Here is a 24,927-nt window from a genome sequence, read left to right as displayed (position 1 = left end):
GGATTATGCGTGTTTTGTTTCGGTGATCCGCGTGACGAGGCCACGGGCCTCCAGCGGCTCGATATATTGTCTTTCGGCAGCCCAGGGGTGCCCGTCCCAGCCCTGATGCGAGAAGCCGGCCAAGCCGATGCGATCATCGGCGTCCATGCGGTTCTCGATCAGGTCAGCAATGGTCACAAGGCCGGTCGATGGCGTCACATAGGGCGCGGGCGAAAATGCCGACAATGCTTCATCCAGCCGCTCATGCACCGCCCGCGGAATGATGCGGAACCCCTTGCCTTCCGCCTCGGCGTAGTCACGAAAGCCGTCCGTGTAATCGTCGCAGAAATCGTCCAACTCGGGATGGGTGACCGCCAATGGCGCGCGCATCTCGGCAAATTTGGCCGGGTCGCGAACACACCAGATTTCATTGGCCGCGGCGACCGAAGGATGTGCCCGCCAAGCCGGCTCTTCCAGCATCTTCTTGCCCGGCCGGCCGGTATTGCAGACAACGACAATATCCGTGCGCTCCGCGTCCTCTCCCGCCGAACGGCAATCATTGAATCGCATCACGGCATGCGCGTCAGAAATCGCAGCCCGCGCCTGCGGACCGATATCGCCATTGCCAACGACCATGAACAGGCGGCCCATATTCTTACGCCCCTTTGTCCATAAGAACCTTCAGCTCTTCAATCCGATTGCGGGTCATTTTCGCGACACATTGATCAAAAACCATCATCGTCATCGAGCCGCCTTCCGCCGAAAGTCCCACCCCTTTGCAATTGCCATTGCGATAGTCGATCCATGCGCGCTCGGCACTCTTCAACGCAGAGACGGCCCCCCGAAGTTCTGGCCGATTGGCGTGGTTGATATCCCGCTCCGCGGCATCCGCTAACGCCTTCTTGTAAACCGCGTTCAGCTCATCATCTGCCTTGTGCATATCTTCCGCGGCGCAGACGTTCAGATCAAATTGCGAATACTTGTCCGGATTGCATTTCACTTTTTCTCCGGCGCTGCTCGACGACATCTGAGAGCAGAAGAAAAGGGATGCCGCCAGGCCGACCGAATACGCGCTGCTCATAAAGCCGCGAAATAGACCCCAACCTGCTTCCATCCTGCAGGGTCCACCCATCTTACTGATCGCCCTCTTCCATCAACGCCTTCAGGTCGGCAATTCGCTTTTTCGTCAGCTCTTCCTGGCAACCGGCCACCAGCATCGGCTCCATCGACCCGCCCCGCGCGCCAAAGCCGATGCCCTCGCAATGGCCGTCGCGGTAGTCGATCCAGGCGCGCTGCGCTTTCTTCAACGCAGCCGACGCGCCCTTCAGGTTGGGTTGATCGGCATAGCTGTCATCCTGCGATTTGGTGTATGCGACCGCCTTCTTGTAGATCGCGTTCAGCTCCTTGTCCGCCTTCGCAAAATCATCCCAGGCGCAGATATTCATTTCTGCCTGCGAGCCTTCCGGATTGCACTTCATCTCGTCTTCGGCAAAGACCGGGGGCGCCAGAAGAAGCGCAAAAGGGACAAGGCACAGCGCAGACGTTTTCATGATCAATTCGATCCTTCCGATTCCGCATCCGCAGCGGCCGCACGACCATCTTCGAGCAGAGAACGCAGCTCCTCCGTGCGCTGTTGGGTCAGCTCGGCCCGGCAGCTGGCAATCTCCGTCGACTGCATGGAGCCGCCGTCGGCAGTCGGTTGGCCACACTTGCGGTCACGCTTCCTGATCCACTCCCGCTGCGCCTTCTTCAGGATCGCAACAGCGCTTTCGTCGTCCGACTGCGGGTCGGTCTTGGCATCCTCCGACTTCGCAAAGGCCATGGCCTCGCGGTAGACGGCATTCAATTCGTCGTCAGCCTTCTGCAGATCATCAGAGGAACAAGCGTTCATCTCCATCTGCGTGCCATCGGGATTGCAGGCGACATCGTCATCGGCAAATGCCGGGGTGACAAAGAGCAGCATCAAAGGCGCAAGAAACGGAAGTAGATACTTCGTAAACATTTCAGAGCCTGCCCATAACATCCTGGCGGAAGCCATAAATTTCCCGATTGCCTTCCATCGGGATCAGATTGACGCTGCGCGTCTGGCCCGGCTCGAAGCGAACGGCCGTTCCCGCCGGAATGTCGAGCCGCAGGCCGCGAGCCTTGTCCCGGTCAAACTTCAGGCCCGGATTGGTCTCGTAGAAATGATAATGCGAGCCGACCTGCACCGGCCGGTCGCCGGCATTCGACACATCGATCGTGACGACCGGAAGACCGGCATTGAGTTCGATTTCGCCTTTTGCGGCAATGATTTCGCCAGGGATCATGGTTCTCTCTCCAAAGCAATTCCAGCAAAAGTGCAACGCGGTTTTGCGTCCGGAATTGCGTAAAACAAAAGACCTCTTAACGGATCGGTTCATGCACGGTCACAAGCTTCGTCCCGTCCGGGAACGTCGCTTCCACCTGCACGTCGTGGATCATTTCGGCTACACCTTCCATGACCTGCGCGCGGGTAATCACATGCGCGCCCGCTTCCATGAGTTCGGAAACGGGCCGGCCGTCGCGTGCGCCTTCCACGACGAAGTCGGTGATGAGCGCGATGGCCTCTGGATGGTTGAGCTTCACGCCCCGTTCCAGCCGGCGGCGCGCCACCATGGCAGCCATGGAAATCAAAAGCTTGTCTTTTTCGCGTGGGGTCAGGTTCATGGAGAATCCGCTGTATTGAAAGACGTCAGGTATTCCAGACTTTCGGCAAGGCCGCGCCGTTGCGCAAGAGCGAAATGACGGGGCTCAGGATTTTTCTAAGACGTTGTCCATCGGGCGCCGCAACCCGGACGATCAGCTTGCCGTCCCACTGGCTCGCGCCCGCATCCGCATCGCCCAGCACTGCCCGAATTTTAGGCAGAAGCGCTTCCGTCGAAGGACCGCAATAGAGCAGCGTTGCAAAGGCTAGATTTCCGGCCAGCACAGGAGCAAGGCTCGCAATGTCGTTGACCGCGCCATCGAGCCGCGCATCTTCCGCGTGGATGAGCCGTCCGGCCCGGCGAATGCGCCAGCGGTCGCGGAAGAGCCCGGTATTGACCAGCTCGCCCATGGCCGTGCGCCCCAGGATTACGGCCTCGACGCCGACGAATTCCGCATCGGAGGCGAGATCGACATCGAGGCGTCGGTTCAAATGACCATAGTCGAAAAGTATGGTTTCCTGCGGCAGCCAGGAGAGCCGAGCCCCCTCACCGGCTTTCAGGACCGCCTCGACTTCGGCCGCACCTTCGCTCGCCTTGTAGACCTTCTCGCAGGCCTGCGTGGTCACGGTCACATCGGTATTGGCTTCGGCCTCGACGGCCCAGGAAATGCGGTCGCCGCCTGTCAGCCCACCGGATGTATTGATCAGCACGGCTTCCAGCGTCTCGTCGAACGTGTCGGGAAGCCTGATTTTTGCGCAGCCTTCCTGAAAAAGCGTATCGATCCGGCTCTTGCCGCCTGAGCGCTTGACGGAAAGCCTGCCGCTTCCCTTGGCTCTTTGCGGACGGCCTGTCACCGCTTCCTGCACGCTCATTCCCGACACTCTCTGCTGCTCATTTCCGATCGGCCGGATTTTGTCTCCAGGCCTCGCCCACGAAAAAGCAAGAACCGGACCAGACAACAGAAAGGCATGCGCAACTCACTATATCTCGCGAGTGATCACACCGTCAGGTGCCGGCGCGCCTCCTGCGTGTCGAGCGTTTCCGCCAGCCCCTCGTGAACGATCTCGCCGCGATCCATGATATACACATAGTCCGCCAGTTCGCGGCAGAAATCGAGATACTGTTCCACAAGCAGAATGGCCATGCCGGTCGAATCGCGCAGATATTTCAGCGCCCGCCCGATATCCTTGATGATCGACGGCTGGATGCCCTCGGTCGGCTCGTCCAGCACGATGATCTTCGGCCGCGTCACCAGCGCCCGGCCGATGGCGAGCTGCTGCTGCTGCCCGCCAGACAGGTCGCCGCCTCGTCTGGAGAGCATGGATTGCAGCACCGGAAACAGGCTGAAGATATCGTCCGGAATGTTCCGATCGGCCCGCTTGAGCGGCGCATAGCCGCTCTCCAGATTTTCCTTCACCGTCAGCAGCGGAAAGATCTCGCGTCCCTGCGGCACATAGCCGATCCCGCTCTTCGCCCGCGCATAAGGCGGCAGCCCGTTCAGCACCTTGCCCTGAAAGGCAATCTCGCCGCCCGACAGCGGATGCTGGCCGGTGACGGCGCGAAGCAGCGAGGACTTGCCCACCCCGTTGCGCCCCAGCACACAGGTAATCTTCCCCATCTCGGCCTTCAGCGACACGCCGCGAAGCGCCTGCGCCGCGCCATAATGGAGGTTTGCGTTTTCAACGGTCAGCATGTCATCGCCCCAGATAATTCTCGATCACCTTCGGATCGTTTGACACGAAATCGATCGACCCTTCGGCCAGCACCGACCCTTCGGCGAGACACGTCACCTTGACGCCCAAGTCGCGGATGAAGCCCATGTCGTGTTCGACCACGACGACGGAGCGGGTCTTGGCGATTTCGCGGAGCAGGATCGCCGTTTCCGCCGTCTCCGCATCCGTCATCCCGGCCACCGGCTCGTCGACCAGAAGCAGTTGCGGCTCCTGCGCGAGCAGCATGCCGATTTCCAGCCATTGCTTCTGCCCATGCGAGAGATTGGCGCCGAAGTCGTCCTTGCGATGCGTCAGCCGCACGGTCGCCAGAATTTCCTCGATCCGATCCTTGTCCTCGCCCGACAGCTTGTAGAACAGCGTGCCGAAAACGCCGCGCTTGCGGTTGAGCGCCAGTTCCAGATTGTCCCAGACGGTATGACTTTCGAACACGGTCGGCTTCTGGAATTTGCGGCCGATGCCGAGCTGGGCGATATCCGCCTCGTCCTTGGTCGTCAGGTCCACCGTGCCGTTGAAGAAGACTTCGCCGCTATCGGGCCGCGTCTTTCCGGTGATGATATCCATCATCGTGGTCTTCCCCGCCCCGTTCGGCCCGATGATCGCCCGAAGCTCGCCGGGTTCGACCACGAAGGAGAGCGAGTTCAATGCCTTGAAGCCGTCGAAGGAGACCGAGACGCCGTCGAGATAGAGAAGGCTGTTCGGCTTGTAGGTCTTCATGTCGCTCATTGGGCAGCCTCCGGTTGTACAGCCTCGGTCTCGGCCGACTTGTCAGCCGCAACCTTCGCCTTGCGCTTGGCCATGAACTCGGCAACGGTGCCGACGATTCCCTTGGGCAGGAAGAGCGTGACGGCGACGAAGAGTGCGCCGAGCGCGAAGAGCCAGAATTCAGGCCAGATACCCGTGAAGATCGTCTTGCCGCCATTGACGAGGATGGCGCCGAGGATCGGGCCGATCAGCGTGCCGCGCCCGCCGACCGCCGTCCAGATGACGACTTCGATGGAATTGCCCGGCGCGAATTCGCCCGGATTGATGATACCGACCTGCGGCACATAAAGCGCACCGGCCACACCCGCCATCATCGCCGAAACGACGAAGGTGAAGAGCTTGTAGTTTTCGACGCGATAACCAAGGAAGCGCGTGCGGCTTTCCGCGTCGCGGATACCCACCAGCACCTTGCCGGCCTTGGAGCGCACGATGCCCGAGGCGATCAGGAGCGACAGCGCGAGCGCAATCGCCGAGGCCGAGAAGAGAACCGCGCGCGTCGAGCCGGCCTGCACTTCGAAGCCGAGGATGTCCTTGAAGTCGGTCAGGCCATTGTTGCCGCCAAAGCCCATGTCGTTGCGGAAGAAGGCGAGCATCAGCGCATAGGTCATGGCCTGGGTGATGATCGACAGATAGACGCCGTTGACGCGGGAGCGGAAGGCGAACCAGCCGAAGATGAAGGCGAGCACGCCGGGCGCGACAAGCACCATGACACAAGCAAACCAGAACATGTCGAAGCCATGCCAGAACCACGGCAGCGACTTCCAGTTCAGGAAGACCATGAAGTCGGGCAGGACCGGGTCGCCATAGGAACCGCGCGAGCCGATCTGGCGCATGAGATACATGCCCATCGCATAACCGCCGAGCGCGAAGAACGCCCCGTGGCCGAGCGAAAGAATGCCGCAGAAGCCCCACACGAGATCGAGCGCCAGCGCCAGAAGCGCGTAGTTCAGATACTTGCCGAAGAGCTGCATGACATAGGTCGGCATATGCAGCGCGCTGGATTCCGGAAAGGCGAGGTTCAGGACCGGCACGAGGACGGCAATCGCCAGCAGCGCAAGGATCGCGATGGAAACGCGCCGGTCGAGCGATTTCAGGAGGAAGGAGGTGATCATGCTTCCACCGCCCTTCCCTTGAGCGCGAAGAGTCCGCGCGGTCTTTTCTGGATGAAGAGAATGATGAGCACGAGAACGATGATCTTTCCGAGCACTGCGCCCGCGTAAGGTTCAAGGAACTTGTTGACGATGCCGAGCGAGAGAGCGCCGACCAGCGTCCCCCAGAGATTGCCGACCCCGCCGAACACCACGACCATGAAGCTGTCGATGATGTAGCCCTGACCGAGGTTCGGCGAGACGTTGTCGATCTGCGAGAGCGCCACGCCCGCAATCCCGGCAATGCCGGAACCGAGCGCGAAGGTCATGGCATCGACCCAGGGGGTGCGAATGCCCATGGAGGAGGCCATGCGGCGGTTCTGCGTGACGGCGCGCATCTGCAGGCCGATGGGCGAACGCTTGAGCAACGTCAGCAGGGCGAAGAAGACGCCGAGGGTGAAGATGACAATCCACATGCGGTTCCAGGTGATCGTCAGACCGCCGAGCTCGAACGCGCCGGACATCCACGAAGGATTCCCCACCTCGCGGTTGTTCGCGCCGAAGATCGAGCGGACAGCCTGTTGCAGGATCAGCGAAATGCCCCATGTGGCCAGCAGCGTTTCCAGCGGACGTCCGTAGAGATGTCGGATCACAAGGCGTTCGATGGCAAGCCCGACAAGGGCGGCGACGATGAATGCGACCGGCAGCGCAATCGCCAGCGACCAGTCGAACAGGCCCGGTGCTTTCTGGCGAATGACTTCCTGCACCACAAAGGTGGAATAGGCACCCAGCATCACCATCTCGCCATGCGCCATGTTGATGATGCCCATGACGCCGAAGGTGATGGCAAGACCGATGGCCGCCAGCAGCAGCACCGAACTCAGCGAAATGCCGTACCAGACATATTGCGCGGCGTTCCACAGCTCCAGGGAGCTCTGGATGGACTTGATCGCCGAAGCCACCTGCGGCTTGAGACTATCGTCCACCGTGCCCGCAATGGAGGAGAGCAGCGACAGCGAATCCTGCCCGCCGACCGCGCGGATCTCGGCAATGGCCTTCGATTTCTCATCTGGACCTAGCGTGGAAAGAAGCACCGAGGCGGCACGCGCCTGCGTCATCACCTTCTTCACCTCGCCATCGGTTTCCTTGGCGAGCGCTGCGTCGAGCGGCGGCACGGCCTCGGCATTCGGCGATTTCAGGATAGTCTGCGCTGCGGTGAGGCGCACGGCGCGGTCCTTCGACTGCAGCGTCAAGCCGCCCAGCGCGTCGCGAATGGCGCGGCGCAGGCTGTTATTGACCTTGATCTTGTCGATGGCGGTCTTGGCCTCCTCGCCGACAGCCTTTTGTGTCAGCGGATCGATGAGCTTGAATTTGGAGCCGGACTTCTCAACGATGAAGGCCTGCTTGTCGGCCTTGCGGAAATAGAGTTCGCCATCAGCAAGCGCCTCAAGGGCGGGCACCACGGCAGCATCGCCGGTGGCGGCAAGCGCATTGACGGCATCTTCGATCGTCTTGAAATTGTCGGACGCAAGCGCGTTCACCATCGCGCTGGTCGCCTCGGCGGCACGGGCGGCGGTGATGGCACCCGGCATGGCGACGAACAAGGCCAGGATGAGAGCGCCGAGGACTGTCTGGATCGCTTTGAACATGGGCCTCAATCGATTTTCAGGTGGAATGCTGAGGAGGAAGAAGGCGGGCGCAAACGCCCGCCTTCCGATTTGCGATCGCTGAAGATCAGGAGCCCTTGCCGCCGCACTTGCCGGTCTTGACGTTGAAGTTGCCGCAAGACATCGGCTTGCGCCAATCCGAGATCAGGTCCTTGGAGTCCGGGAGATAGTCGGACCATTCGTCGCCAACCACGGCCGGCGTCTGCTGAACGATGTCGAACTGGCCGTTGTCCTGGATTTCGCCGATCAGGACAGGCTTGGTGATGTGGTGGTTCGGCATGACGGTCGAATAGCCGCCCGACAGGTTCGGAACGCTGACGCCGATGATCGTGTCAAGCACCTTGTCGGTGTCCGTCGTACCGGCAGCCTCGACGGCCTTTACCCAGGCATTGAAGCCGATATAGGCGGCTTCCATCGGGTCGTTGGTGGTGCGCTTGTCGTTCTTCGTATAGGCGTGCCATTCCTTGATGAATTCGGCATTGATCGGCGTGTCCACGGACTGGAAGTAGTTCCAGGCAGCCAGATGGCCGACCAGCGGCTTGGTATCCATGCCGGAGAGTTCTTCTTCGCCAACCGAGAAGGCAACGACCGGGATGTCTTCGGCCTTGATGCCCTGGTTGCCGAGTTCCTTGTAGAAGGGAACGTTGGCGTCGCCGTTGATGGTGGAAACGACGGCGGTCTTCTTGCCTTCACCACCGAATTTCTTGATCGCGGCCACTTCAGCCTGCCAGTCCGAGAAGCCGAACGGCGTGTAGTTGATCTTGATATCGTCTTCCTTGACGCCCTTGGAGATCAGGTAGGCTTTCAGGATCTTGTTGGTCGTCTGCGGATAGACATAGTCGGTGCCTTCCAGAACGAAGCGCTTCACGCCTTCCTTTTCCATCAGATAGTCGACGGCAGGAATGGCCTGCTGGTTCGGCGCGGCACCCGTGTAGAAGATGTTGCGCGAGGACTCTTCGCCTTCATACTGAACGGGGTAGAAGAGGATCGAGTTCAGCTCTTCAAAGACCGGCAGAACCGACTTGCGTGACGAGGAGGTCCAGCAGCCGAACACGGCGGCAACCTTGTCCTTGGAGATCAGTTCGCGCGCCTTTTCGGCAAACAGCGGCCAGTTGGAAGCCGGATCGACGACGACCGGCTCGAGCTTCTTGCCAAGAAGACCACCCTTCTTGTTCTGCTCGTCGATGAGCATGAGCATGACGTCCTTCAATGTCGTCTCGGAAATCGCCATCGTGCCCGACAGAGAGTGGAGAACGCCGACCTTGATCGTATCTTCGGCGAAAGCGCCGGAAATCGCAGTGGATGACATGGCGGCGGCAAGCGCCAGGCCCATGAGTTTGGTCTTGAAATTCATGATCCGAAAACCCCTCTGGAATTTGTGTTGGCGGCGGTCTGCCGCAAGGCCTGGGCACTATCGGACGGGATTGTGCAGCGCGACATACGTCAATTGACGTAGGACAAGGGGCAATTCAGGAAATTCGCACATGCCTGGGGACCGTCGCAATTCCGATAGTTTTTGTCGCATGCAACATCGGAACTGGTTTCTCACGTATGAAATTGCTGCAAGAGAAGTCCAAAGCGCTTTTTGTCGGCCTTGACGAAACGAAAGAAACCTCCTCTGCGGCTCGATTCGAGCCCGTCGCAGCCATGCTGCAGGGCAAAAACAAGAACCGTACCGGAGGGTATCGTGAGGAACCGCAAAAACCGGAAGTTTTTGCTTCCCTTTTGGATCGAAAGCGGTATGGAATGAGGGTCTGTGCCAAGGCCCAAAAATAAGGCACGCAATAAAAAGATGCATGGAACAACAGGCATCTAGGGGAAAAATATGGAGTATTTCATCCAGCAGCTCATCAACGGGCTGACTCTTGGCTCCATCTATGGCCTGATCGCAATCGGCTATACGATGGTTTATGGCATCATCGGCATGATCAACTTCGCCCATGGCGATATCTTCATGCTCGGCGGCTTTGCCGGCCTCATCGTCTATCTCCTCATCATGACAGTTTTCGGCGGTGCTCCGATTGCGGTGGCGCTGCTTTGTATGCTGATCGTCGCGATGGTGACCACGAGCCTTTGGAACTGGTCCATCGAGCGGGTGGCCTATCGCCCGCTTCGCGGCTCCTTCCGCCTCGCGCCGCTGATCACCGCCATCGGCGTGTCGATCGCACTGTCCAACTTCATCCAGGTGACGCAAGGGCCGCGCAACAAGCCGATCCCGCAGATGGTCAACTCGGTCTACACGATCGAAGGCATCTCGATCTCGCTGAAGCAGATCCTCATCGTGATCATCACGGTCGTCCTGCTCGCCTCCTTCTGGTACATCGTTGAAAAGACGCCGCTGGGCCGCGCCCAGCGCGCCACCGAGCAGGACCGCAAGATGGCCGCCCTTCTCGGCATCGACGTCGACCGCACGATTTCCATCACCTTCGTGATGGGCGCAGCGCTTGCCGCCGTCGCCGGCACGATGTTCCTGATGTATTACGGAGTGATCGTCTTCACCGACGGCTTCGTGCCTGGCGTCAAGGCCTTTACCGCAGCCGTTCTCGGCGGCATCGGCTCCCTGCCGGGCGCGGTGATCGGCGGGCTGCTGATCGGTCTCATCGAATCGCTCTGGTCGGCCTATTTCACGATCGCCTACAAGGACGTCGCGACCTTCGCGATCCTGGCCTTCGTGCTGATCTTCAAGCCGTCCGGCCTTCTGGGCCGTCCGGAAGTCGAAAAGGTTTGATCCGATGGCAACCGTAACCAATCCGTCCACCGTTTCGACCGGTTCGCTGACGGCGAAGGCTCTGCGCGAAGCAGCCTTCACCGCCGTGATGACCTTCCTCATGTTCGTGCTGTTCGTCGGCCTCAAGACCGATCAGAACATGCGCAACGAACTGATCATCGTCCCGCGCTGGGGCCTGCTGGCCATCCTCGTTGCGATTGCCTTCGTCGGCCGCTTCGCCATGGTCGCCTGGCTGCAGCCGTGGCGCGCCGCCAGCAAGGCTGCCAAATCGGCAGCCCCCACGGTCGATGAAGACGCCGGTTTCGTGAAGCGCAACTTCTCGAAGCTCGCCATCCTCGCGCTGGTTCTCTACCCGCCGATCATCCTGTCGCTCTTCGGCGCTCAAGGGTCTCTTAAATATATCGACAACTTCGGCATCCAGATTCTCATCTACGTGATGCTGGCCTGGGGTCTCAACATCGTCGTCGGTCTCGCCGGCCTGCTCGATCTCGGCTATGTCGCCTTCTACGCTGTGGGCGCCTATTCCTACGCGCTGCTGTCGATCAATTTCGGCTTCTCGTTCTGGATCCTGCTGCCGCTCGCCGGCATTCTCTCGGCCTTCTGGGGCATCATCCTCGGCTTCCCCGTGCTGCGGCTCAAGGGCGACTACCTCGCCATCGTGACGCTGGCCTTCGGGGAAATCATCCGCCTGGTTCTCATCAACTGGCAGGATGTGACCAAGGGCACGTTCGGCATCTCCGGCATTCCGAAGATCACCCTCTTCGGCATTCCCTTCGATGCCTCGCCGAACGGTTTCGCCAAGATGTTCCATCTTGCGCCGTCCTCTGCATACTACAAGGTTTTCCTCTTCTATCTCATCCTGCTGCTCTGCCTGCTGACGGCCTTCGTGACCATTCGCCTGCGCCGCCTGCCCATCGGCCGGGCTTGGGAAGCGCTGCGTGAAGACGAAATCGCCTGCCGGTCGCTCGGCATCAACACGGTGACGACGAAGCTGACGGCCTTTGCCATCGGCGCGATGTTCGGCGGCTTCGCCGGCTCGTTCTTTGCGGCACGCCAGGGCTTCGTCTCGCCGGAATCCTTCGTCTTCCTCGAATCGGCCGTCATCCTGTCGATGGTGGTTCTCGGTGGCATGGGCTCGCTGACAGGCATCGCCGTTGCGGCCATCGCCATGGTTGGCGGCACGGAACTGCTGCGTGAGATGGACTTCCTCAAAGCTGTCTTCGGTCCCGACTTCACGCCGGAACTCTACCGCATGCTGATCTTCGGCCTCGCCATGATCATCATGATGCTGGTGAGACCCCGCGGTTTCGTCGGCAGTCGCGAACCCACAGCCTTCCTCTTCGAGCGCAAGGCCGTATCCGGCTCCTTCACCAAGGAAGGACACGGCTGATGAGCGCAGTGGCATCTACCATGAACAATGACGCAATCCTGAAGGTCGAGCATCTGTCGATGCGCTTCGGCGGCCTCATGGCCATCAACGACCTCTCCTTCGAAGTTCGCCGCGGCGAGATCACGGCCCTCATCGGCCCGAACGGCGCCGGCAAAACCACCGTGTTCAACTGCATCACCGGCTTCTACAAGCCGACGATGGGCATGATTTCCATGCAGCAGAAGGGCGGCAAGTCCTTCTATCTCGAGCGCATGGCCGATTTCGAAGTCACCCGTGACGCCAAGGTCGCCCGCACCTTCCAGAACATCCGGCTCTTCTCAGGCCTGACGCTTCTGGAAAACCTGCTCGTCGCGCAGCATAATGCGCTGATGAAGGCCTCGGGCTACACGGTTCTCGGCCTCCTCGGCTTCAAGACCTACAAGGATGCGAGCAAGGAAGCGGTCGAAAAGGCACGCTACTGGCTGGAGAAGGCGAGCCTCATCGACCGCGCCGACGACCCGGCCGGCGACCTCCCCTACGGCGCACAGCGTCGTCTGGAAATCGCGCGCGCCATGTGCACAGGCCCGGAACTGCTCTGCCTTGATGAGCCTGCTGCCGGTCTCAACCCGCGCGAATCGCAGGAACTCAACAAGCTCCTGCGATCGATCCGCGCCGACAACGGTACATCGCTGCTCCTCATCGAACACGACATGTCCGTCGTCATGGAAATCTCCGACCACGTCGTCGTGCTGGAATATGGCCAGAAGATCTCCGACGGCGACCCCGCCCATGTGAAGAACGACCCTCGCGTCATCGCAGCCTATCTCGGCGTCGACGACGATGAAGTCGAGACGGTCCGTCATGAAGTCGAAGAGGGCGCGAACTGATGACCGCTGAAACATTGCTCAAGGTCGAAGGCGTCGAAACCTTCTACGGAAACATCCGTGCGCTGGCAGGCGTCGATGTCGAGGTGAAGAAGGGCGAAATCGTCAGCCTCATCGGCGCCAATGGTGCCGGCAAGTCCACGCTCATGATGACCATCTGCGGCAGCCCGCAGGCGCGCACCGGCAAGGTGTTATTCGACGGTCAGGACATCACCCGCATGCCGACGCACCACATTGCACGGCTCAGGATTGCCCAGTCGCCGGAAGGCCGCCGCATCTTCCCGCGCATGACGGTCTATGAAAATCTGCAGATGGGCGCGAGCCTGGATAACCAGAAGTTCTTCCAGGAAGACGTGGAGAAGATGTTCACCCTCTTCCCGCGCCTCAAGGAACGCCAGTTCCAGCGCGGCGGCACGCTCTCGGGCGGCGAACAGCAGATGCTGGCGATTGCACGCGCGCTGATGGCCCGTCCGAAGCTGCTGATGCTGGACGAACCGTCGCTCGGTCTCGCGCCGCTGGTCTCCAAACAGATCTTCGCCGCGATCAAGCTTCTGAACGAGCAGCAGGGCCTCACCGTCTTCCTCGTGGAACAGAACGCCTTTGCCGCGCTGAAGCTTTCGCATCGCGCCTATGTTCTGGTGAACGGTTCGATCACGATGAGCGGCTCGGGCGCTGAACTTCTCGCCAATCCGGAGGTCCGCGCGGCCTATCTGGAAGGCGGGGCGCATTGATGTCGGGCAAGGGAGAGTAATCATGCAAGGGTTGTTTTTCGAAACCGACGATACCGTTCACATGGTCATCCGCTTTGTCGTGATGCTCTTGTGCTTCTGGACGGCATGGATGTCCGGCAAGGGCGCATCGCAGAGCTGGAAGAATTATCCGGCGGTCGTGATCTACACGCTTCTGCTCGCCGTGGCCGTTCGTTTCATCCATCACGCGCTGTTCAACGGCCCGATGTTCTACGGCAACGCTGTCTTGTTTTATGTCATGGACTTCGTTGTACTTTTGGTGTTCTCTACCGCTGGCTACCGCTACACGCGGACCAATCAGATGGTGAACGCCTACTACTGGCTTTATGAAAAGGCCTCGCCTTTCTCATGGAAGGACAAGGCCTGACCAGAGGGACGGAGGCAGGGTGTTCCACTCTCGCTTCTTAAATAGCCGGTGCGATCTTTGGTGGGTATTGCATCGGCGAATCAATAAACTGACCCGCTTGAATTTGGGAGTTACAGAATGAAAAAGTCACTTCTGTCCGCCGTTGCGCTGGTCGCAATGGTTGCCTACAGCGGCGCTGCACGGGCTGACCTGCTCATCGGCGTTGCTGGCCCCCTGACTGGCCCGAACGCCGCTTTCGGCGCGCAGCTTCAGAAGGGCGCCGAACAGGCTGTCGCAGACATCAACGCTGCTGGCGGCATCAACGGCGAGAAGGTTGTCATCGAGCTCGGCGACGACGTGTCCGACCCGAAGCAGGGCATCTCGGTTGCCAACAAGTTCGTTGCTGACGGCGTGAAGTTCGTCGTCGGTCACTTCAACTCCGGCGTTTCAATCCCGGCGTCTGAAGTTTATGCCGAAAACGGCATCATGCAGATCACGCCTGCTTCGACCAACCCGAAGTTCACCGAGCGCGGCCTGTGGAACACGTTCCGTACCTGCGGCCGTGACGACCAGCAGGGCGCTGTTGCCGGCGCTTACATCGCCAAGCACGCCAAGGACGCCAAGGTTGCCGTCGTTCACGACAAGACGCCTTACGGCCAGGGCCTTGCTGACGAAACCAAGAAGGCTCTGAACGGCGCCGGCATCACGGAAGTGATGTACGAAGGCATTCAGCCGGGTGAAAAGGACTACTCCGCCCTCATCGCCAAGATGAAGGGCGCAGGCGTCACCATGGTTTACTTCGGCGGTCTGCACACCGAAGCCGGCCTCATCCTGCGCCAGATGGCTGACCAGGGCGTCAAGGCAACCATGATGTCGGGCGACGGCATCACCTCGAACGAACTGGCTTCGATCGCTGGCGACGCCGTCAACGGCACGCTGATGACCTTCCCGCCGGATCCGCGCAACAACCCGAACGCCAAGGACGCCGTCGAGAAGTTCCGCAAGGCTGGCTTCGAGCCGGAAGCCTACACGCTCTACTCGTATGCTGCCGTCCAGATCTTCGCCCAGGCCGCCAAGGCTGCCGGCAAGAACGACGGCACGGCTGCTGCTGAAGCCGCCAAGGCCAAGGGTCCGTTCAAGACCGTGATCGGCGACATCGGCTTCGACGCCAAGGGCGACATCACCCGTCCGGACTACACGATGTACACCTGGGGCAAGGGCGCCGACGGCAAGTACACCTACAAGGAAACCGGCCTCTAAGCCGATCCTTCCGTCGTGATGGACCAAAAGGGCCCGGTGCGCTTCGCATCGGGCCTTTTCTTTTGTCAGAATCCATCCCAAAGTTGTAGTTACGGCCCCGCATCGGGAGGATAGAAGATGCGGTCAGGGACGAGATGCATCGGCGCGAGATCAGGAGACATATTTCGCTGAAGACGATGCACGACGACTGCTTTGGGAGGACGAAATGAATATTCACAGCGCGCATAGCATTTACGACCACGACCTCGACAAGAACGACGCCAATTACAGTGCGATGACGCCGCTGGGCTTCATTCAGCGCACGGCCGCGATATATCCGACGAAGACTGCTGTCGTTTACGGCGACGTCCGCCGCTCCTGGGCCGAAACATGGCTGCGCGTGCGCAAGGTGGCGAGCGCCCTGAAGCGCCGCGGCATCGGTCTCGGCGAGACTGTGTCCGTCATAGCCGGCAATATCCCGGAAATGTTCGAAGTGCATTTCGCCGTGCCGATGACCGGCGGGGTGCTCAATACGATCAACACCCGTCTTGATGCGGACGCCATCGCCTTCATTCTCAACCATGCCGAAGCCAGGATGGTGATTGTCGATCCGGAGTTCGCCGGCGTCGCCGAACAGGCGCTCCACATTTCAGGGCGCGACATTCCCATCATCAACATCGAGGACCCGACATGGCCCGACGGCCACAAGATCGGTTCCGACACCTATGACAACCTTCTGGCCGAGGGCGACGAGAACGACGAATGGGTCTGGCCGGCGGACGAGTGGAACGCCATCAGCCTCAACTACACGTCCGGCACCACGGGCGACCCGAAAGGCGTCGTCTATCACCACCGCGGCGCCTATATCAACGCGCTCGGCAATATCCTCGATTGGGGCATGGGCAAGCATCCGGTCTATCTGTGGACCCTGCCGATGTTCCATTGCAACGGCTGGTGCTTCCCCTGGACGATCGCGGCTGCCGCCGGCACGTCTGTCTGTCTGCGCGCCGTGCGCGCCGAACCGATCTTTGACCTGATCAAGCGGGAGCAGGTCACCCATTTCTGCGGTGCGCCCATCGTGCTGAGCCTGCTGGCCAATGCGCCGGACGCGATGAAGAAGGGGATCAGCCACAAGGTCTCGATCATGACGGCCGCCTCGGCCCCGCCGGCTGCTATCCTCGAATCGATGGATGAACTGGGCTTCGATGTCACCCACGCCTATGGCCTGACTGAAACCTACGGTCCAGCCGTCGTCTGCGCGTGGCATGACGAGTGGAACGATCTCGACATTTCCGAAAAGGCGCGGCTGAAGGCCCGCCAGGGCGTGCGCTATACCGTGCTCGACGGGCTCATGGTCGCCGATCCGGAGACTCTGGAACCAGTGCCCGCCGACGGCGAGACGATGGGCGAGATCTTCTTTCGCGGCAACAATGTCATGCGGGGATATCTGAAGAACCCCTCCTCCTCCGAGAAAGCCTTCCGCGGCGGCTGGTTCCACTCGGGCGACCTCGCGGTCGTCTATCCGGACGGTTATATCCAGATCAAGGACCGCTCCAAGGACATCATCATCTCCGGCGGCGAAAACATCTCCTCCATCGAGGTCGAAGGCATCCTCTACCGCCACCCTGCCGTCATGGAGGCCGCCGTGGTCGCCAGGCCCGACGACAAGTGGGGCGAAACCCCCTGCGCCTTCGTCGGCCTGAAGGACGGCGCCACCGTCACCGAAGCCGACCTCATCGCGTTTTGCCGCGCCAACATGGCCCACTTCAAGGCCCCCAAGACCATCGTGTTTGGCTCACTGCCGAAGACATCTACGGGGAAGATCCAGAAGTTCATTCTGAGGGAACAGGCGAAGGGGTTGTGAGGTGATCCGCCGCCCCTCCTCTCCCCCTGTGGGAGAGGATAGCCTGACCCAAGAGCCGCAGGCGATTGGTTCGGCAGGCTTGGTGAGGGGGTGTTCGGTGCATATGCCCAAGTCAGAACCCCTCACCTGCGATTTCGAACACTTAGCTAAAGCTAAGATGTTGAAATCGCTTCCTCTCCCACAGGGGGAGAGGAAGGATTACCCCTCATGCAGCATCGCCGCCGCCTTCACTGCAGCCGATGCGCGGTTCTCCACCCCGAGCTTCACATAAATCTGCTCGAGATGCTTGTTCACCGTGCGCGACGAGAGTCCCAGAATCTCGCCGATATCGCGGTTGGCCTTGCCCTTGGAAATCCACACAAGCACCTCCGCCTCGCGCCCCGTCAGCCCGAATTGCCGCTTCAGGATTTCGTCGTCGGCCTCCTTGTTGGCCGAGGTGATGCGGAAGAGGATTTCGTTGGCGCCGACCTCGCCGAGATAGTTGAGATGCAGGCTCGCCCGATCGCCGAGGCCGATGGCGAGCGGCGTTTCGGTCGAGAAGCCTGCATGGCCTCGTGCGCCCAGCCAGCGGGCGATTTCGCGGGTTATGGCAGCCTGTCCAGCGTCGCTGCCGGAGGCGAGATTGAGCAGTCTCGATGCCTGCGGCGTCGTCCATTTGAGTTCGCCGTCCGCCGTCACTGCCATCAGATGCCGCCCCGCCGCATCCAGCGCCACCCGCGCATGCTGCGCCGAGCGCGCATTGGCGAGATGCACCCGGATGCGCGCCCTGAGTTCATCGATATTGATCGGCTTGGTCAGATAGTCGACGCCCCCGGACTCAAGTGCATGCACGACATGCTCCGTCTCGGTCAGGCCGGTCATGAAGATGACCGGCACGGGCGCAATCGCCGCATTCGCCTTCAGCCGCCGGCAGGTCTCGAACCCGTCCAGTCCCGGCATGACGGCGTCCATCAGAATGATATCCGGCGTGATCCTTTCGGCGATATTGATGCTCGCCTGGCCCGTTGTCGCGATCAGCACGGAAAAGCCCGTCTGCTCAAGCGCATCGGTCAGGAAACCCAAAGCCTCCGGACTATCGTCCACGATCAGTACGATATCGCGCGGCTCAGCCATCGGCAGCCTCCGACTTCATGCCCTCAAGGAAGCGCGCATAGCCTGCCATGTCGAATGCCTTCACATAGTGCCCCAGTGCCTCGGCAAAGGGCCGATGAGCCGGGTCTTCCGCCATCTCCGCGAGCTTCGTCTCGATGCCGCGAATATAGCCGATTTCGCCAAGCTGCACGAGTTCGCGCAATTGCGCTGGCGACGGTGCGCGAATCGGCGAGACGTCCGCCCCGGCCTCCGCAGCCGCCTCGTCCACCTCGTCGTCATAAGCCCAGGTGAGTTTCAGATGCAATTGCAGCTTGACGTAAAGCTGCTTGATGTCGAAGGGCTTGGCGATCGTGTCGTCGTGCCCGGTCTCACCTGCGGCACTTGCCCCGTCGCCGATATTGGCCGACAGCATCAGGATCGGCGCGCGGGTGCCCCCCTCCCGCAGACGCCGCACAAGCTCCCAGCCATTGATGCCCGGCATGGAAATATCGACAAAGAACAGATCAGGCGTGCACGCGGCCACAAGTGCCAGACACTCACCCCCGCCCTCGGCCGTCAGCACGGTGAAGCCAAGCGGCTGCAGGATTTCCAGCATGAGATCGCGATGATCGGCATTGTCGTCAACGACGACGATCGTCCGCCGCGGCCCCGTATAACCCTTGATGGAACGCTCGGCGCTTTCGACCGCGCCCGCACGACTGACTGGCGGCAGGCCGAGCCTGATCGCAAAGGTCGTCCCCTCGTCGGGCCTGCTCGTCACCGCGATTTCGCCGCCGAGCATATGGGTCAAGAGCCGCGTGATCGTCAGCCCGAGCCCAAGCCCCGGCATCGGCCGGATACTGTCGGCATCGCCGCGCTGGAAGGGCTCGAAAATATGCGGCAGGTTCGCCTCGGAAATTCCCCGCCCCGTATCCGAAACGGAGAAGGTCGCGACCTGACTGCGGTAGTCGGCGCGCACGCTGACACGGCCCTCGTCGGTAAACTTGATCGCGTTGGAGATGACATTAACGAGGATCTGCCGCAGCCGTTTCTCATCGGTGCGCACATAGCGCGGCAGCGACGGCTGACGTTCGAACAGAAACTCCAAGCCCTTGGCCTGCGCCTGCGGGCGGAACATGTCCACGATCTGATCAAGGAAATCATGAATATTGACCTCGCCCTGATAGACCTGCAGCCGCCCCGCCTCGATCTTGGAAATGTCGAGCAGCCCGTCGATCAGGCCGGAGAGATGCTCCGCCGAGCGCTTGATCACCTTGATCGCCGACTGGCGCGGCTGCGGGATCGTCGCGTCGCGCTCGAGAATTTGCGCATAGCCGAGCACGGCATTGAGCGGCGTGCGCAATTCGTGGCTCAGACCCACGACATACCGGCTCTTCGCCCGGTTGGCGGATTCTGCCGCATCCTTCGCATCCTGAAGCGCCGCATCGGTCTTCCGGTGGGCGGCGATTTCGCGCAGCAGAAGCGCATTCTGCCGCGAGGATTCTTCTTCAGCCACAACGCGGCTATCATGGGCCAGCACGAAGAACCAGGCGGCGATGCCGGCCAGGATCGAAAATACGAAGAAGACGGCGAAGGTGATGTCATCCACCACATGCGCCGTTTCCGGCGCTCCCCGGCTCGCCCGCGCCGCAATCATCCACAGAATGCCACCAATGGCCGCAATGGCCGCCGTCGCCGTCATCAGATAACGACCAAGCCGCGTGGAAAGCTTCTCGACCACAGGGCCCGGCAAGACTACCGACGCCGCCGTCGCCACCTGATATTTCAGCCGCGCCTTTGGCTTGCACAGATCATGACATCTACTATCGAGCGAGCAGCACAGCGAACAGATGGGCGCCGAATAGGCCGGGCACCACGCCATGTCCTCCGGCTCGAACGGATGTTCGCAGATCGAGCAGGTGATGGTGGAAAGGTTTTTCCACTGCGCCCGCGGCTTGCGCGCCAGGTAGTATTTTCCCTTCGTCGCCCAGGCGATGGCGGGTGCCGCAATGAAGGCGACGACCGGAGCGATATAGATCGCCAGAGACGCCGCCAGATCACCGAAGGCGCCGAAATGAGCAGCCAGAGCAATCGCCGCCGTGATCACCATCGACCCGGTGCCGACCGGATTGATGTCGTAAAGATGCGCGCGCTTGAACTCGATGCCGGGAGGGGCCAGTCCGAGTGACTTGTTGATGAAGAGATCGGCCGAAATCGTGCAGAGCCAGGCCGCAGCAATGATCGAGAAGACGCCCAGCGTCTCCTCCAGCAGCCGGTATATGCCGAGTTCCATGAGCAGGAGCGCGATCGCCACGTTGAAGAACAGCCAGACGACGCGCCCCGGATGGCTATGCGTCAGCCGCGAGAAGAAATTCGACCAGGCGAGCGACCCGGCATAGGCATTCATGACGTTGATCTTGAGCTGCGAGACGACGACGAAGGCCGCCGTGAGCCCCAGAGCCGCCGTGTGGTTCGGCACCATGTAGCCGAAGGCGGTGACATACATATGCGCCGGATCGCCTGCCGAACCGGCGGGTACGCCCGACGACAACGCGAGAACCGCCAGAAACGACCCCGCCAGCAGCTTCGGCGCGCCGACCACCACCCAGCCGGGCCCGGCGAGGAAACGCATGAACCGCTGCCAGAGCGTCGCCGGTTTGTGGCCTGCGGGAAGGAAGCGCAGGAAGTCGACCTGTTCGCCGATCTGCGACATCAGCCCGAGGATGACGGCAGAGGCCGCACCAAATTCCGCGATGTGGAATGGTGCGAACTGCCCGGAGGCCGCAGGCGCGTTCCCTACGCCCGAAAAACCAAGCCATAGGATCACCTTCTGCCAATCGGCAAAGGCGATGAAGATGAAGGGCAGGATGTTGAGCACGATCCAGACCGGCTGCGTCACGATCTGGAAGCGCGAAATGAGCCGCACCCCGTACATGACCAGCGGAATGACGACGAGCGCCGAGATGACATAGCCCACCAATGGCGGAATGCCGAAGGCCAGCTCCAGAGCCCCGGTCATGATCGACGCCTCGATGGCGAAGAGAATGAAGGTGAAGCTCGCATAGATGAGCGAGGTCAGCGTCGAGCCGATATAGCCGAAGCCCGCGCCGCGCGTCAGCAGATCGATATCGACGCCATGACGGATGGCATAGCGGCTGATCGGAATGCCGATGAGAAGCAACAGCACGCAGGCCGCAACCGTCGCGAAGATCGCATTCGTGGTGCCATAGGAGAGCGTGATCGCCCCGCCGACGGCTTCCAGCGCCAGAAACGAAATCGCCCCGATCGCCGTCTGAGAAATCCGCGCCGGGGAATATTGCCGCGCGCTTTTCGCGGTAAAGCGCAGCGCATAGTCTTCCAGCGTCTGGTTCGCCACCCAGCGGTTATAGTCCCGCCGAACGGGAATGATGCGCTGTCTGGCTGTCATGTCTGTCGCTTCACTGGCATAGGATATCAAAAGCATGTCGCGCGGGAGCGTTCAAGCGCGAGGCGCGCCGAGCGGTTACGTTAAACGACGTAAGCCGTGGACGACGATACGGAAACCCCCAATCTTTTCAGCGCCCCACTCCGCAATCCTGCCCGCCTCGCCCGCCGGCTCTAGCCTTGTCGGCATCACATACTCGCGAGGCTCCGATGACCGATACAACACCAAACCTGAAGCTGCCCTATATCCTGCCCTCCCAGGCCATGAAGCACATCACACACAACGAGGCTTTGCAGATTCTCGATGCAGCGACGAACGCGCTGATCGTTGCGACGCTCACCGCACCGCCCGCAAGTCCCGTGGAAGGTGCGCTGTATCTGGTGGCCGCTTCCGGAACGGGAGCCTTTGCGGGGAAGGATGGACGGCTGGCCTTCTTCATCGACGGCGCGTGGATTTTCCTCGTGCCCCGCGCCGGCTGGCGGGCTCTGTTTGCGGCAGACGGGCGCACCCGCATCTTCGACGGGACGAGCTGGGTCGATCCGCTCGCCAGCCCGGTGATGGACCGGCTGGGCGTCTCCGCCACGCCCGACGCGACCAACCGGCTGGCCATCTCCTCGGAAGCGACCCTCTTCAACCATGCCGGCCACAGTCACCGCATGAAGCTCAACAAGCAGGCGAGCGCGGACACGGCCTCCCTGCTCTTCCAGTCCAACTGGTCGGGCCGCGCGGAAATCGGACTTCTTGGCAATGATGCGCTGCAATTCAAGGCAAGCCCGGACGGCAGTTCGTGGACTGTCGGACTGGAAATCGGCGGCGATGGTATTGTCCGCATGCCGGCCCAGCCCCTTGTCTCCGCGACACTGGCAAGCGCAAGCCATACGCTCTCCGCCGGCAACCTTGTCGGCTTCGATACGATGAGCGTCATGCAAGGCGGGTTCGCGCTGGGCTCGACGCTTTCGGGCGGGCGTGGCAAGCCGCTGATCGTACCGGCGGCCGGGCTCTACATGATCGCCATGCGCGCCAATCTTCAGGCAACGGGAGCCGCCTCACTTGCGGTCGCCGTCAATGGCACCGCCTCCAGCCTCGGCTGGAGCGCGAGCGGCGCAACCTCGCCGGTGGCAACGGCAAGCGTCACCGGCATCCTGTCGCTTGGCGCAGGCGACGCCGTGGCGCTGATGGCCGGCGGCCCGCTTTCACTGCAGACGGGGCCTGCCGCTTATGAATTGAGCCTGCGTTTGCTCTGAGCCAGGAGTTTCAGGCGTAGAAGCGGACTATATCAACGCCCGCCGACCACATCATCTTCAGTCCGACCAGAAGAAGCAGGACATTAATGATCTTGTAGAAGCTCTCCGTCGAGAAGCGGCGGACGAGCTTTACGCCGAAATAGGTGGTGATCAGCGCCAGCGGCGCGAGCGTCAGCGAGACCTTGAGGATATCGACGTTCAACTCGCCAAGCATCAGATAGGGCGGCACCTTGATCCAGTTGACGGCGGCAAAGAACAGGGTGCTCGTGCCGATGAACAGATCGCGTTCCAGCTTCTGCGGCTGAACATAGATCTGGAACGGCGGGCCACCGGCATGCAGGATCATGCTGGTGAAGCCGGCAATCGCACCCCAGAATATCCCCGCCGGCACGTCGGCCTTCTTGGCCGGCGCGAGTTCGGCCTTGGCGAAGAACAGGCTGCGGATGGCGAAGACGGTGGAACTGACGCCGATGACCGCGCTGATGATGAATTCCGACATGTAGGCGGCGAGAAAATAGCCCACGGCGATGCCCACCACGGCTGCGGGCAGCAGAATGGCGATGTTGCGCCAGTCGATCGTGCCGCGATAGGTCCAGAGGCTGTAAGCATCCTGCACCAGCAGGATCGGCAACATCAGCGCGGCGGCTTCAACAGGAGGCATGACCAGCGCCAGGATCGGCGTGGCGATGATCCCCGCCCCGGCAAATCCGCCCTTGGACAGGCCCGCAATGCCAACGGCAAAAAACGCAGCGACCAGAAAGGCCGGATTGTGCAGCAATTCCACCCGAATTCTCCTCCGGCGCCCTCCCAAGGCAGCCTATTCATTTGCTTTTAATCGATTGAGTGGACGGGTAAAGCCGATATTCACCATTCCAGTACGTTTTGCCCGCATTGCCACGGTGCGGTTAAGCGAATTCTCAACGTTCACGCGCATGATCCGGCCGAAGTCCGGAGACCCTGCCCGCAATGCCCCCCTCGATCCACCATGCACAGCCGCTCGTCACCCATGTCGTCAGACAGTTCCTGCCCAATCGCGGCGGGCTTGAGGATGTCGTGGCCAATCTGTGCCTGCAATTGCCGGGTCTCGGCTACCGCACGCGGGTCATCACGCTGGACCGCCTCTTCGTCGCACGGGACGAGACGTTGCCCGCCCGTGAAACGATTTCAGGTATCGAGATTATCCGCATTCCCTGGCGCGGTTCGACGCGCTATCCCATCGCACCGCAGGTCTTTCGGCATCTCGCCGATGCCGATCTCGTTCATGTCCACGCCGTCGACTTCTTCTTCGATGCGCTGGCCCTTGGCCGCATGATCCATCGCAAACCGATGATCGCCACCACCCATGGCGGCTTCTTCCACACGAAGAACTATGCCGCCATCAAGGCGCTCTGGTTCAACACCTTGACCCGCTTGTCGACCACGGCCTATCGCGAGCTCGTCTGCTGCAGTCAGTCCGACCTTGCCCGCTTCGCGCCGATTGCCGGCCCGCGCGCCACGCTGATCGAGAACGGGACGGACACCGAGAAATTCGCCGATTGCGCCAGCCGAACGCCGGTCAAGGGCATGATCACCATCGGCCGCTTTTCGGCCAACAAGCAATTGCCGAGGCTGATTGCCGCCATGCGCGCGCTTGTCGACCGCGACCCGGAATGGCGACTCACCATCGCAGGCGTCCCCTCCGATCTCACCGAAGCCGATCTCCGGCAGGCGATCGCCGCGCACGGGTTGGAACACGCCGTCGATCTGGTGATCGACGCCTCGAATGCGGAGATTGCGCGTCTGATGAGCGAGACGAGCCTCTTCGTCTCGGCTTCCGAATATGAGGGTTTTGGCCTTGTCGCGGTCGAGGCCATGAGCGCCGGGCTTATCCCGGTTCTCCAGCCGAACGACGCCTACCAGACGCTCGCCGCGCGCCACAAGACGGTGCGTCTCGCCGATTTCATCGACCCGAAAGCCGCCGCCGCCGCCATTGCCGCCAGTTTCGACGCGCGGGCCGCGGACGAAACCGCGCGCGCGACCGCCATGACAGAGGCGGCGGACTATGCCTGGGCGCATGTCGCCCGCCGCTATGCCGATCTCTACGATCGCGTCCTCAAACGATAGACCCTGGAGCA

Annotated in this window: 25 protein-coding genes; 10 read left to right on the top strand and 15 right to left on the bottom strand. The window is 61.1% G+C overall.

The window, feature by feature from the left end:
* Window positions 1–3 precede the first annotated feature (3 nt).
* The 12 genes from ABID16_RS01020 to urtA form a co-directional block, all read right to left on the bottom strand.
* A complete protein-coding gene (locus tag ABID16_RS01020) occupies window positions 4–630 on the bottom strand; it encodes a glycosyltransferase family 29 protein (protein ID WP_354554370.1) in 627 nt (208 codons plus the stop codon).
* 4 nt (window positions 631–634) lie between these two features.
* On the bottom strand, window positions 635–1,093 hold the full coding sequence (locus tag ABID16_RS01015) for a lysozyme inhibitor LprI family protein (protein ID WP_354554365.1): 459 nt from the start codon (window positions 1,091–1,093) through the stop codon (window positions 635–637).
* A 19-nt stretch (window positions 1,094–1,112) separates the two neighbouring features.
* Window positions 1,113–1,529, bottom strand: coding sequence for a lysozyme inhibitor LprI family protein (locus tag ABID16_RS01010; RefSeq protein ID WP_354554360.1), 417 nt, complete (start codon window positions 1,527–1,529; stop codon window positions 1,113–1,115).
* Window positions 1,530–1,531: 2 nt separating this feature from the next.
* On the bottom strand, window positions 1,532–1,942 hold the full coding sequence (locus ABID16_RS01005) for a lysozyme inhibitor LprI family protein (RefSeq protein ID WP_354554356.1): 411 nt from the start codon (window positions 1,940–1,942) through the stop codon (window positions 1,532–1,534).
* A 40-nt stretch (window positions 1,943–1,982) separates the two neighbouring features.
* Entirely contained in the window at window positions 1,983–2,288 is a 306-nt protein-coding gene (locus ABID16_RS01000) for an urease subunit beta (protein ID WP_354554351.1), read from the bottom strand.
* Window positions 2,289–2,364: 76 nt separating this feature from the next.
* Window positions 2,365–2,667 (bottom strand): urease subunit gamma, encoded by a 303-nt coding sequence (locus ABID16_RS00995; protein WP_354554347.1) that lies wholly within the window; start codon window positions 2,665–2,667, stop codon window positions 2,365–2,367.
* Between the two features lie 25 nt (window positions 2,668–2,692).
* A complete protein-coding gene (locus tag ABID16_RS00990; protein WP_354554344.1) occupies window positions 2,693–3,517 on the bottom strand; it encodes an urease accessory protein UreD in 825 nt (274 codons plus the stop codon).
* A gap of 125 nt (window positions 3,518–3,642) precedes the next feature.
* Window positions 3,643–4,338, bottom strand: coding sequence for an urea ABC transporter ATP-binding subunit UrtE (urtE, locus tag ABID16_RS00985; RefSeq protein ID WP_354554340.1), 696 nt, complete (start codon window positions 4,336–4,338; stop codon window positions 3,643–3,645).
* A gap of 1 nt (window position 4,339) precedes the next feature.
* A complete protein-coding gene (gene urtD, locus ABID16_RS00980) occupies window positions 4,340–5,092 on the bottom strand; it encodes an urea ABC transporter ATP-binding protein UrtD (protein ID WP_112628320.1) in 753 nt (250 codons plus the stop codon).
* Window positions 5,093–5,097: 5 nt separating this feature from the next.
* Window positions 5,098–6,252, bottom strand: coding sequence for an urea ABC transporter permease subunit UrtC (gene urtC, locus ABID16_RS00975; protein WP_354554335.1), 1,155 nt, complete (start codon window positions 6,250–6,252; stop codon window positions 5,098–5,100).
* Window positions 6,249–7,820 (bottom strand): urea ABC transporter permease subunit UrtB, encoded by a 1,572-nt coding sequence (gene urtB, locus ABID16_RS00970; protein ID WP_435532375.1) that lies wholly within the window; start codon window positions 7,818–7,820, stop codon window positions 6,249–6,251. Before urtB ends, urtC begins: the two co-directional genes overlap by 4 nt.
* 142 nt (window positions 7,821–7,962) lie before the next feature.
* The gene (urtA, locus tag ABID16_RS00965; protein ID WP_354554325.1) at window positions 7,963–9,249 is read right to left on the bottom strand and encodes an urea ABC transporter substrate-binding protein; all 1,287 of its coding nucleotides are present in this window, start codon (window positions 9,247–9,249) and stop codon (window positions 7,963–7,965) included.
* Window positions 9,250–9,446: 197 nt separating this feature from the next.
* On the opposite strand from urtA, the gene ABID16_RS00960 reads away from it, so the two are divergent.
* The 8 genes from ABID16_RS00960 (at window position 9,447) to ABID16_RS00925 (ending at window position 17,074) form a co-directional block, all read left to right on the top strand.
* Window positions 9,447–9,671, top strand: coding sequence for a hypothetical protein (locus tag ABID16_RS00960; protein ID WP_354554321.1), 225 nt, complete (start codon window positions 9,447–9,449; stop codon window positions 9,669–9,671).
* Between the two features lie 49 nt (window positions 9,672–9,720).
* Window positions 9,721–10,623, top strand: coding sequence for a branched-chain amino acid ABC transporter permease (locus ABID16_RS00955; RefSeq protein WP_354554317.1), 903 nt, complete (start codon window positions 9,721–9,723; stop codon window positions 10,621–10,623).
* 4 nt (window positions 10,624–10,627) lie between these two features.
* Entirely contained in the window at window positions 10,628–12,013 is a 1,386-nt protein-coding gene (gene livM, locus ABID16_RS00950; protein ID WP_354554313.1) for a high-affinity branched-chain amino acid ABC transporter permease LivM, read from the top strand.
* Complete coding sequence (locus tag ABID16_RS00945; RefSeq protein ID WP_354554309.1) at window positions 12,013–12,879, top strand: ABC transporter ATP-binding protein; 867 nt, start codon at window positions 12,013–12,015, stop codon at window positions 12,877–12,879. Before livM ends, ABID16_RS00945 begins: the two co-directional genes overlap by 1 nt.
* A complete protein-coding gene (locus ABID16_RS00940) occupies window positions 12,879–13,607 on the top strand; it encodes an ABC transporter ATP-binding protein (protein ID WP_354554305.1) in 729 nt (242 codons plus the stop codon). The genes ABID16_RS00945 and ABID16_RS00940 overlap by 1 nt, the downstream gene beginning before the upstream one ends.
* Before the next feature lie 22 nt (window positions 13,608–13,629).
* Window positions 13,630–13,992, top strand: coding sequence for a DUF6867 family protein (locus ABID16_RS00935; protein WP_354554300.1), 363 nt, complete (start codon window positions 13,630–13,632; stop codon window positions 13,990–13,992).
* A gap of 117 nt (window positions 13,993–14,109) precedes the next feature.
* Window positions 14,110–15,231 carry a branched-chain amino acid ABC transporter substrate-binding protein gene (locus ABID16_RS00930; protein ID WP_354554296.1) on the top strand — a complete coding sequence of 374 codons (1,122 nt, stop codon included), beginning with the start codon at window positions 14,110–14,112 and terminating at the stop codon, window positions 15,229–15,231.
* A 205-nt stretch (window positions 15,232–15,436) separates the two neighbouring features.
* Complete coding sequence (locus tag ABID16_RS00925; RefSeq protein ID WP_354554292.1) at window positions 15,437–17,074, top strand: acyl-CoA synthetase; 1,638 nt, start codon at window positions 15,437–15,439, stop codon at window positions 17,072–17,074.
* 198 nt (window positions 17,075–17,272) lie between these two features.
* On the opposite strand, the gene ABID16_RS00920 is transcribed toward ABID16_RS00925, so the two are convergent.
* Together ABID16_RS00920 and ABID16_RS00915 are read right to left on the bottom strand one after the other, a co-directional pair.
* Window positions 17,273–18,187 carry a response regulator gene (locus tag ABID16_RS00920; RefSeq protein WP_354554287.1) on the bottom strand — a complete coding sequence of 305 codons (915 nt, stop codon included), beginning with the start codon at window positions 18,185–18,187 and terminating at the stop codon, window positions 17,273–17,275.
* On the bottom strand, window positions 18,180–21,572 hold the full coding sequence (locus tag ABID16_RS00915) for a hybrid sensor histidine kinase/response regulator (RefSeq protein WP_354554283.1): 3,393 nt from the start codon (window positions 21,570–21,572) through the stop codon (window positions 18,180–18,182). Before ABID16_RS00915 ends, ABID16_RS00920 begins: the two co-directional genes overlap by 8 nt.
* A 206-nt stretch (window positions 21,573–21,778) precedes the next feature.
* Here ABID16_RS00915 and ABID16_RS00910 point away from each other — a divergent pair, with 206 nt between their 5' ends.
* Complete coding sequence (locus ABID16_RS00910; RefSeq protein WP_354554279.1) at window positions 21,779–22,813, top strand: DUF2793 domain-containing protein; 1,035 nt, start codon at window positions 21,779–21,781, stop codon at window positions 22,811–22,813.
* 10 nt (window positions 22,814–22,823) lie between these two features.
* Here ABID16_RS00910 and ABID16_RS00905 read toward each other — a convergent pair whose 3' ends face one another.
* A complete protein-coding gene (locus ABID16_RS00905; protein ID WP_354554275.1) occupies window positions 22,824–23,597 on the bottom strand; it encodes a sulfite exporter TauE/SafE family protein in 774 nt (257 codons plus the stop codon).
* A 182-nt stretch (window positions 23,598–23,779) separates the two neighbouring features.
* Here ABID16_RS00905 and ABID16_RS00900 point away from each other — a divergent pair, with 182 nt between their 5' ends.
* A complete protein-coding gene (locus ABID16_RS00900) occupies window positions 23,780–24,916 on the top strand; it encodes a glycosyltransferase family 4 protein (protein WP_354554270.1) in 1,137 nt (378 codons plus the stop codon).
* Window positions 24,917–24,927 lie beyond the last annotated feature (11 nt).

It is taken from the genome of Limnomicrobium aquaticum (assembly GCF_040545545.1).
GTDB lineage: Bacteria > Pseudomonadota > Alphaproteobacteria > Rhizobiales > Rhizobiaceae > Ensifer_A > Ensifer_A aquaticum.
The sequence above is the reverse complement of the archived record's forward strand: the minus strand, read 5'-3'. Positions and strand labels throughout refer to the sequence as shown.